Origin of the sequence: Paraburkholderia sp. SIMBA_053 (assembly GCF_046534895.1) — a bacterium.
GTDB classification, from domain to species: Bacteria; Pseudomonadota; Gammaproteobacteria; order Burkholderiales; family Burkholderiaceae; genus Paraburkholderia; species Paraburkholderia caledonica.
The window spans coordinates 1-310 of record NZ_JAWRXU010000369.1; the positions used below are offsets into that span (position 1 = coordinate 1).

Here is a 310-nt window from a genome sequence, read left to right on the forward strand (position 1 = left end):
GCGCTCGGCAATCTTCATGTCGTACATGAGTTGCAGGTTCATCCACGTCTGCGCGTCGCCGCCGAAATATCGCGCCAGGCGCAATGCAGTGTCCGGCGTGATGCCGCGGCGCTCGCGCACGATGTCGTTGATCCGTCCGGCGGTAACGTGCAACGCCGTCGCCAGCGCATTCGCGCTCATGCCGAGCGGCACGAGGTATTCCTCGCGGAGGATCTCGCCTGGGTGGACCGGGCGCATACCGTTCTTGACCATATCCATTCCCCTTCAGTGGTAGTCGACGATTTCAACGTTCGTCGGGCCGTCGGCCGTC

1 protein-coding gene is annotated in these 310 nt (G+C 63.2%); it reads right to left on the reverse strand.

All coding sequences use genetic code 11. From position 1 onward, the window contains the following. The coding region (locus tag SB753_RS36030; RefSeq protein WP_410804881.1) for a HigA family addiction module antitoxin at positions 1–252 on the reverse strand (252 nt) is incomplete at its 3' end. Between the last annotated feature and the right edge of the window lie 58 nt (positions 253–310).